Source organism: Mycoplasma sp. 2704 (assembly GCF_034863285.1).
Lineage (GTDB): Bacteria > Bacillota_I > Bacilli_A > Mycoplasmatales > Metamycoplasmataceae > Mycoplasmopsis.
In genome coordinates this window covers 20,900-30,290 of sequence record NZ_JAYFFD010000006.1, presented here as the reverse complement: position 1 = coordinate 30,290, position 9,391 = coordinate 20,900, and the positions used below count along the sequence as shown (strand labels likewise).

Here is a 9,391-nt window from a genome sequence, read left to right as displayed (position 1 = left end):
TTGTCATGTCTTGTATATATCTAGTTTTCAAAGAACTTCTTTGCTATCAAAAGCATGAATATTATAACACTAAATTAATTTCTCAAAATTTTTTTTAATTTTTTTAATGTCGAATAAAAAACACAACTAGTTAATAATTACTAGTTGTGCCACTTAATAATTAGCTATCTAAAATTTTCTTCTCAGTCTACTTTTATTGCCCCTCTAAAATTGACTTATTTTAAATTTCTATATTATATATATTGATAGGTTTTATTGTATTCTCTCTTTTAGTGTTTAATTCAATAATTACAGCATTTAACTGTGTGTTATTTTCACTGACAGTAAATTTCTCCCTACTGTTATATCTCATTTTTTTATAAACTTCTTCAAAGTTTGCGCCGATTGCCGCATTCATAGGTCCAACCATACCTACATCAGTAATATATGCAGTTCCTTTTGGTAAGATTCTATAATCATTAGTTTGAACATGTGTATGTGTTCCGACTACTGCATCGACAACTCCATCTAAATATAGACCCAGTACATTTTTCTCACTTGTTGTTTCAGCATGGAAATCAACAAAATTAAAGTCCACAGATTCTTCTTCCATAATAGAATCCATAGCATCAAAAAAGTTATTTGCACTTTCCTGTTCTCATGGACTAAGTAGATTATTAAAAGTTATACCCAACAAACTAATAACTCTTAGTTTAGAATTTTTAACTTTAAATATCTTAGCCCCACTTCCTTGATAGCCTCTATCTATATTTAATGGTCTAATTATGTTATTCTCATTTTCTAATAGTTCATAAATTTCCTCATTAGCTCATACATGGTTTCCCATAGTAAATGCATTTATCCCTAATTCTGAAAGTTTTAAATAATCTGTTTTATTAAGGCCTTTTCTTCCAGAAACGTTTTCCCCTTGAGCAATGATAAAATCTATTTTGTATTTTTCTTTTAAAGTTTGGATATATTTTTCTACAGTTTTAATTCCTGGTTCCCCAAAAATATCTCCAAAAAATAGTATTCTAATTTTCTTATTTCTTTGGTTAGTCAAGTTCATATAGCAATTATATGACTAACAAATTAAATGTTTAACTTATTTTTAACATTTAATTTTAGTTAAAATTGCTTCCCTTAACTCATTGTCATTTTCGATATAATCGCGCATATTTTTCTTTCCTTGAGCTATATTTTTACCATTATAGCTATATCAAGAACCTTTTTTCTCAATTATTTTTTCTTCGACTGCGACATCAACAAGTTCTGAAAACTTATCAATACCTTTCGAAAATATCAATTCGCTCTGAGCAGACGTATAAGGGGCTGATAATTTATTTTTAACGACCTTGAACCTAATTTCAGTTCCTGTATTTGATTTTCCATCTGTAATAATCGTTCCTTTCCTTACTTCAACTCTTATACTTGAATAAAATTTAAGAGCACGTCCTCCCGGAGTTGTTTCTGGACTACCAAAAATAACTCCAATTTTTTCCCTCATTTGATTTATAAATAAGATTGTTGTCTTATTCTTATTTGAATTTCCTGTGATTTTTCTAAGTGCTTTTGACATTAATCTTGCTTGAGCACCAATTTGTTGATCGCCCATTTCTCCATTTAATTCAGCTTCTGGAACTAATGCAGCAACACTATCGACCACAATCAAGTCAATGAATCCTGATTTAGCTAGTGTATCGACAATTTCTAATGCTTGTTCTCCTGAACTTGGTTGAGATAAAATTAATTTGTCTAGTTGAACACCAATTCTTTTAGCATATTCAGGATCTATTGATTGTTCTGCATCTATAAATGCAGCTAAACCTCCATTCTTTTGAACTTCGGCTATAGTATGTAGTGCTAAAGTTGTTTTACCACTACTTTCAGGACCATAGATTTCAATAATCTTCCCTTGTGGAAAACCACCTATACCTAAGGCTCTGTCTAGAACATAGCTACCACTATGTATAGTTTGTATATTTATTTCAGGTTTTTCGCCTAAAATCATTATTGAATCATTACCAAACCTTTTTCCAATTTCATTTAAAACTGATTTTGCATTTTTCATTAATGTTGCATAATCAGGAATCGGAATGGTTGTTTCGATTTCTGTTAAATTCATTTTTTCACCTCCCAATCTAATTACACAACTTTTTTAAAAAAATTTATTGCTCATTCCAAAACGGAACTAAAAAAGAACCACAAGTATCATAGTATAAATTCCCGATTAACTATGATGGCTTGTGGTTCATTTTTTATAATAACTGCAATAAAATAAAAATTAAAAATTTTTGGTTAAATTTGAAAAAATTTTAAAAAATCAATTATTTACGAATATTTAAAGCTTCAATCACTTCGTTGTATTTTTCGAAATTTGTTTCTTTTAAATGTCTTAAAAGAACTTTACGATGTGAAATTTTTGCTAAGAAACCTCTTTTAGAATGATTATCTTTTGGGTTGTTAGCAAAGTGAGGTTTTAAAAGTTCGATATCTTCTGTTAAGATAGCGATTTGAACTGCTATATTTCCAGTGTCTTTAGAATTTTTACCGAATTTTTCAGTTAATTCTAATTTTCTTTGTTTTGAAACCATAATATCTCCTTCTAATTTGAAATTATTATGTTTATAACCCAGATGTTTTATATATCAAAACTCCGAGCTATAAATTTGTGTTTTATATGAAAAAATCTGATATTTCCTAGTATCTGTAAGTTTTATTTAATAATTACATATTGCAATTATTTTTAATTATATAACTTTTTAAGTTAAATTGCTTTAATTCTAAATCTAATTTAATAATTAAATAATATTTCTTTAGATTTTGTAATATCAGTGTCACTTAAAAATGCTTCATATTCATTTTTAATTAATCTAACTACTTTTCTGAATTCGATAACTATTTGACTATCTGCTAAATCTTCAAGTTCAAAGTTAAATAAATCTAAATAAATCGAATGATCCAAATCAATTAATATGCTTGCATATATTACTAAATCTTCAAAATAAATCACACCTGAATATACACCTGGATGAATGTTTACTAAATTTGCAGATTTTGTGATTATTAAATCAGAATTGACATTGCAACTGATTGCATAATTGAAAACTAATAATGAATTAACAAAATCTAAATCACCAAACTCTATGCTTTCTTTTAGTTTTGATGTACTGATTTTTACATTTTGAATTTTCTGAGTTGGCTGAGTAATAAATGAATAATTTTTATTTAAAGTATTCTCATTTTTTGCAAGTTCAAAATTATAACTTGCTCGATGACCACATTTATAATCTTCACCAGCTATAAATGTGACTTTTTTATTTTGACCCAATTTATTTAAAAACAAAATTCCATCTCAATTTCTGATCGCTTCAAAATCAAGTTCAATAATTGAATCTAAATCCAATTGAGTAAGCTGCATATATTTTGCATTTTTATCTGTAAAACTAGTTCCATTATCTTTTGGCAGTAATTTGTCAGAATTAAAACAAACTAAAATAACTCTTCTATCTTCATTTTGTTTTTTTAATTCAATAGCTTTTTTATAGAGTTGATAGTGACCTAAATGAAATGAATTAAATTCACCTAAAAGAAAAATATCACTATCTTTTGTCTCAAAATCATCTAAATCATAGATTAATAAATCTTCCATATTAAATTAAACCTAATTCTTTTAATTTTAAATATGCTCCATCGTATTCAGCATCTAACATAATTTCATCAGCATATTTTTTAACACTGTTGCTTGCAGTTTCTGTAGTTACACCAATATAAGCTTTTTGTAGCATATCAACATCATTTGCTCCATCACCGAAGGCAATTAGGTTTTCTTGCAATGTGAAACCAAGTCTTTCACACAACACTTCTAAAGCAGTACTTTTCATACAGTTTTTTGGACTAATGAAAATTCCATTACTTCAAGTTGAAGACACCTCCATTGATAAATTGTTATCTTCGATGAATTTTTGCATTTCTTTACCTAATATTTTTGCGTCAGGTGTGTTAATTGTAATCATATATAAATCATCATTTGATAGTTCTTTTTCATCAAAATCATAATAATTAGTCATAAACGGTCTAATAAATCAAGATCTTAAATCCATTGTAGGCGACTTAAAGACTTTATCAAAATCAGTTACTGCAAATGCAACAATTTTATCTTTGTATGCATTATAAAACTTAACAACATCTTCTTTAAGAAGGGTATTTTTGTAAATAAATTTCTCAGTTTTAAGATCATAAATAAATGATCCATTTGCCCCTATAAAGTAGTCTGGTTGAAGAACTTTTAAAAAATCACCAATTGTTGCGAATTCTCTTGCTGTAGCTAAAACTGAAACAATTCCATTTTGTTTTAATAATGGAAAAATTTTTCTTGTATTTAATGAAAATTCTCTGATCCCTTTAGCTAATAATGTCCCATCAATATCAAATGCAGCTACTTTAATATTATCTTTGATTGTTTTCATATAAATTTATCCTTTCAATCGAAACTTTTTTAGGTTTAAAAATACCTTTTATTACTTGCCCAATGGCTCAAACTTCATTTTCATTTGGTGAATAAAGTAGGTAATCACCATCTTCTTTTTCAACTTTAAATTCATTACCATTTCTAATGAATTTAAAAATTTCATTATTTGAAATCATTTTTTTTAGATTTAATAATTTATCAATTTGAATTTGTTTATAGTGTTCTTCAGACAAGTCATCAACAGAAACATTTCCACAGCTTACTCTTTTTAAATAAGTCATTACACAATTTGTTCCTGCTTTTTGTGCCGTATCAACTAAAACACTTCTAACGTAGGCGCCTTCAGAAACTTTTAATTCAACTGTTGCTTCTTGAGTTTGCTCATCAAAATCAATTAAATTGTAAGTAAATATTTCTATTGGCTGTTTTCTTAATTCAACTTCCTTTTGCTCTCTTGCATACTCATATGCTTTCTTACCATTTATCTTTTTTGCACTATATATAGGTGGTATTTGAAATTTTAACGTTTTAACGTACTCCATTGCTTCAAGAAATTCTTGTTTTGTAATTGGTTTATTATTTAGCATTTCAACCTTACCATCAACATCATACGTGTCGCTTTTGTAATTGAATTTACATTTTGCTATATAAGTTTTAGTTTTGTCAGCAATATAAGGCAACAATTTAGTTTCAAAATCCGTTGCAAAAATTATTAAACCACTTGCTAATGGGTCTAAAATTCCAGAATGGCCTATTTTTTTGGCACCCAATTCTTTTTGTAAACCTCTAATAGTTTTATTTGAAAAATCACCACTTTTTTTATGATATTTGTAAAACATAATGCACCTACTTTTAGTATTTAAATTTTATAAGAAAAAATAATATTATTTTAATATTATTTGCAAAGTTATTCAATCACAAAAGTGCTATAATACTTTCAACTATGAATACATCTAAAAATCCAATTATTATTTTCACTGGACCTAGTGGTGTAGGAAAAGGGACAGTTGAAAGATTATTATTCGAATACGATGAGTTAAACTTATCGTTATCTTGTTCTGCTACAACAAGACTTCCTAGAGAAGGGGAGTTAGATGGTATTCATTACTATTTCATTGATAGAGATAGATTCAGAGACAAAATTAAAAGTAGAAAATTTCTTGAATTTTCTTACCATTTAGATAATTATTATGGAACTTTATATTCTGAGTTAGATAAGATTCATAAAAAACATAAAGTGCCTATGTTAGAAATAGAAACAAATGGTGCTAAACAAGTTATTAAGAAGTTTACTCAAGATACAAGAGAAGCTGATAAATATCACTTAATAACTATATTTTTAGCTCCACCATCAGTTGATGATTTAAGAAAAAGAATTTTAAACCGTGGTTCTGAAAATCCACAAACTCTTAAGAGTAGACTTAAAAAAGCTGAAGAAGAAATTGCTGATTCACACATTTTCCAATACATCGTTGTAAATGATGTTCCTGAAAGAGCGGCAGAAGAAATCAGAAGCATTCTACACAAGGAGCTTGGAATTGAGTAGTTTCTATTTTGAATCATTACAAGGTATTAGACCTAAAAACGATGATAGAGTAGCTGTATTTGAAAATGATACAGCTTATTTATCTATTCTATGCGATGGAATTGGTGGACAACCACACGGTGATACGGCTGCTCAAACAATAATTTCAAGATTTAAAACAGAATTTCAAAGCATTGGAACTCTTAATTCAGCAATTGCTATTGAATATTTTATAAAAAACACATTCGACAAAGTTCATAATGATTTTTACAAATTAATCAAAGAAGATCCATCAAAATTTACAATGGGTTCAACTTGTGTTGGATATTATTTTTCTAAATTGTTAAATTCACTTGTGATTTTTAACATCGGTGATAGTAGATGTTATTTATTAATTAAAAAATCTAAAAAAACAGAGCTTAAGTTGATGACAAGAGATCACAACTTATTAAATAAGCTTAATGAAGAAAATAAAGATTCATCAACTTTTTCAGATAGCTATTTAAGATTGCTTGTTAATGCTATTAGTTACAATAACAAAAAACATTTTGATGTTGACTTATTTGTTTTAGATCCAAAATCGTTAGATATTATTGAGTGAATTTTATTAACTTCAGATGGTATTCACGAATTTGTTTCAACTTCAAAAATTGAAAATATTTTAACATCAACTAATTGTCCTGAAGAGGCTACTAAAAAGATAGTCTCAGAGGCACAAAAGAATAAATCAAGTGATAATATGAGTATAGTTTTGCAAAGATTGAGAGGTACAAATGGGTAAATCAAATGAACAAATTAATTTAAATCCTCAATCTAATATTTATAAAAAATACGATGTTCAAAGAATTCTTGGAACAGGAGGAATGGGAACTGTTTTTTTGGCTACATTCAAGAATGATAAAAACAAAAAAGTAGCAATTAAATATCTAAATAATATTTTTAATGAAACTGAAGCTAAAAGATTTGAAGATGAAGCTAAATTACTCTCAAAAGTAAAATCTAAGTACTTACCAAGTTTTTATGAGCATCATAAAAGTTCATCTGAAGAATACTATGTTATGGAATATATTAGTGGCTTGACATTGCACGACCACATTCGAAAACATACATCCTTAAGTGCTAAAAAAGCAAGATCATACATTATGGAAATCGCTGAAGGAATAGGTGAACTTCATGCGCACGGAATTATTCACAGGGACATAAAAAGTCAAAATATCATAATTACTAATGACCAAAAAATTAAAATCCTAGACCTTGGTATTTCATTAACGCCTGAATCACAAAGATTAACAAGAGAAAACGCAGTTATTTGTAGCCCATATTATGCAGCACCTGAATACTCAATTAAAAATCACAAAATAACAAAAGCTGTTGATATTTATGCTTTAGGTGTTTTATTGTTTGAAATGTTAACGGGAACTTATCCATACAAAAGCGAACACGAGCACGAAACAATAACATTGCATTATAAAGGTACATTCCCATCAGCCAGAAACTTTACTGATATCCCTCAAGCATTGGATAATGTTATCTTGAAAGCTACAGCTAAAAAACCTGCGGATAGATATCAAACTGTTTTTGAATTTAAAAAAGCGGTCAGCGAATCGCTTGATTCATCAAAAATGTTTGAGACACCATTGAAACCTGGTAAAGCTAAACAAAAGAAAAAACTTAGCAATATTATCAACAGCAATGCTTTTCTAATTACAATGATTGTTATTATTCTTGTAATAATTCTTGCAGTAGTTTTATGATTCACAATTTGAGGTAACAATTAATGATTTACAAAGTCACAAAAATTGTCGCAGGAATTTACACATTGCAAAATAATCAAGGTGAGATTTTAAATATACCTGCAGCAGGTAAATTAAGATACCAAAATCAAACACCTATTGTTGGAGATAATGTTTTAGTTGAGAATAATCAATTAAAGGAAATCTTAGAAAGAAAAAACGAATTCATAAGACCCAAAGTTGCAAACGTTGATCAAATGATTGTTGTAATGTCTGTTAAGGATCCACAATTTCAATTTTTTTTAGTTGATAAATATCTTGCGATTATTGAATTTAAGAAAATTAAGCCAGTTATCTTTTTAACCAAGACCGATATGGATCCTGAATACTCTAGAGAAATTTATGAATATTACTCAAATATGGGTTATAAAGTATTTTTAATCGACAATCTAAAACCATCAAGCTACATAAATGAAGTTAAACAAATATTTAAAGATAAATATTCTGTTTTTATGGGTCAAAGTGGTGTTGGAAAAACAACAACTATCAATAATTTGGGCCAATTTAGCTTTGACACTCAAGAAATTTCTAAAGCACTAGGAAGAGGAAAACATACAACAAGAGTTGTGTCAATAATCCCTTTTAATGATGGTTATGTTATTGATACACCTGGCTTTTCATCCTTAAATTTAGATTTAACACCAGTTGAATTAGCACAAAGTTTTGAAACATTTTATGAGTTATCAAAACTTTGCAAATTCAGAAACTGCTTGCACATAAACGAAAAAGATCAAGACTGTGCTATTAAGCAACAAATTAATACTAAGTTAGTTCCTTTAAAACGTTATGAAAATTATGTAAAATTAAATCAAGAAATTAATGAAAATAAAAGAGGATTTTAATATGACAAAATATGTAACACCAAGTTTATTAAATGTTGAAAAAGAAAACAGATTAGCAATGGCTAATACATTGGTTGAAAATGGTATCAAATGAATTCACTATGATGTTATGGATGGAAAATTTGTTCCTAACACAGCAATTCAAGTAGAAGAAATTGAGAACATCAATAAAAACGGTTTAAAACACCTTAAAGATGCTCATTTAATGGTTGTTAACCCTTATGATTATGTAGACCAAGTTAAAGATGTAGTTGATATCATCACATTCCACTTTGAGGCTATCAAAGATGATCTTAAAAAATTTGATGAATTTTTAACTCAAAAATATGATGAATTAAAAATCGGTTTAGCAATCAAACCATCTACATCAGTTGATGAAATTAAGCCATTTTTAGATAGATTAGCTCTTGTTTTAGTTATGTCTGTAGAACCAGGTGCTGGAGGTCAAAAATTTATGCCATCTGCGTTAGAAAAAATTGCTTACTTAAAAGATTTAAAAATTGAAAATGGTTACGAATACTTAATTCAAGTTGATGGAGGAATTAACAATGTAACTGGACCAGAAGCTTTTAAAGCAGGTGCTGATGCATGTGTTGCAGGAACATACATTGTTGTTGAACCAACAAAAGAAAGAATTCAATCAGTTTTAGGACACCATAGATAATTTTAGAAATTAGCAACAATTGTTGCTTTTTCTTTTATATTTTTCACTCTTATATAACCTAATAAAAAACATTTTTTTATTTTCAAAATATTTTTTTTGTTTTATAATATTGATGTG

The 9,391-nt window shown here is 28.0% G+C and carries 11 protein-coding genes; 5 read left to right on the top strand and 6 right to left on the bottom strand.

Translation table 4 applies throughout. The features are described from left to right. Nucleotides 1–220: 220 nt before the first annotated feature. The 6 genes from VBM90_RS02865 to truB form a co-directional block, all read right to left on the bottom strand. Complete coding sequence (locus tag VBM90_RS02865) at nucleotides 221–1,048, bottom strand: TIGR00282 family metallophosphoesterase (protein WP_323176826.1); 828 nt, start codon at nucleotides 1,046–1,048, stop codon at nucleotides 221–223. 42 nt (nucleotides 1,049–1,090) lie between these two features. Next, the gene (gene recA, locus VBM90_RS02860) at nucleotides 1,091–2,104 is read right to left on the bottom strand and encodes a recombinase RecA (RefSeq protein WP_323176825.1); all 1,014 of its coding nucleotides are present in this window, start codon (nucleotides 2,102–2,104) and stop codon (nucleotides 1,091–1,093) included. Nucleotides 2,105–2,306: 202 nt separating this feature from the next. After that, entirely contained in the window at nucleotides 2,307–2,573 is a 267-nt protein-coding gene (rpsO, locus tag VBM90_RS02855) for a 30S ribosomal protein S15 (protein ID WP_257089251.1), read from the bottom strand. Nucleotides 2,574–2,773: 200 nt separating this feature from the next. After that, on the bottom strand, nucleotides 2,774–3,631 hold the full coding sequence (locus VBM90_RS02850) for an FAD synthase (RefSeq protein ID WP_323176824.1): 858 nt from the start codon (nucleotides 3,629–3,631) through the stop codon (nucleotides 2,774–2,776). Nucleotide 3,632: 1 nt separating this feature from the next. Then, nucleotides 3,633–4,448, bottom strand: a complete 816-nt coding sequence (locus VBM90_RS02845) for a YcsE-related riboflavin metabolism phosphatase (protein WP_323176823.1) — start codon at nucleotides 4,446–4,448, stop codon at nucleotides 3,633–3,635. After that, nucleotides 4,429–5,289 (bottom strand): tRNA pseudouridine(55) synthase TruB, encoded by an 861-nt coding sequence (gene truB, locus VBM90_RS02840; RefSeq protein WP_323176822.1) that lies wholly within the window; start codon nucleotides 5,287–5,289, stop codon nucleotides 4,429–4,431. The genes VBM90_RS02845 and truB overlap by 20 nt, the downstream gene beginning before the upstream one ends. Nucleotides 5,290–5,393: 104 nt before the next feature. Between truB and gmk the strand changes: the two genes are divergently transcribed. Genes gmk through VBM90_RS02815 form a run of 5 tightly spaced genes read left to right on the top strand, consistent with a single transcriptional unit; the run spans nucleotide 5,394 to nucleotide 9,274 of the window. After that, the gene (gene gmk, locus VBM90_RS02835) at nucleotides 5,394–5,996 is read left to right on the top strand and encodes a guanylate kinase (protein ID WP_257089243.1); all 603 of its coding nucleotides are present in this window, start codon (nucleotides 5,394–5,396) and stop codon (nucleotides 5,994–5,996) included. Further along, entirely contained in the window at nucleotides 5,989–6,756 is a 768-nt protein-coding gene (locus VBM90_RS02830; RefSeq protein ID WP_323176821.1) for a PP2C family serine/threonine-protein phosphatase, read from the top strand. Before gmk ends, VBM90_RS02830 begins: the two co-directional genes overlap by 8 nt. Then, nucleotides 6,749–7,753: a serine/threonine-protein kinase gene (locus tag VBM90_RS02825; protein ID WP_323176820.1), complete on the top strand. Its 1,005-nt coding sequence runs from the start codon at nucleotides 6,749–6,751 to the stop codon at nucleotides 7,751–7,753. Before VBM90_RS02830 ends, VBM90_RS02825 begins: the two co-directional genes overlap by 8 nt. Continuing rightward, nucleotides 7,753–8,610, top strand: a complete 858-nt coding sequence (rsgA, locus tag VBM90_RS02820; protein ID WP_323176819.1) for a ribosome small subunit-dependent GTPase A — start codon at nucleotides 7,753–7,755, stop codon at nucleotides 8,608–8,610. Before VBM90_RS02825 ends, rsgA begins: the two co-directional genes overlap by 1 nt. Further along, a complete protein-coding gene (locus VBM90_RS02815; protein ID WP_323176818.1) occupies nucleotides 8,588–9,274 on the top strand; it encodes a ribulose-phosphate 3-epimerase in 687 nt (228 codons plus the stop codon). Before rsgA ends, VBM90_RS02815 begins: the two co-directional genes overlap by 23 nt. Nucleotides 9,275–9,391: the final 117 nt, after the last annotated feature.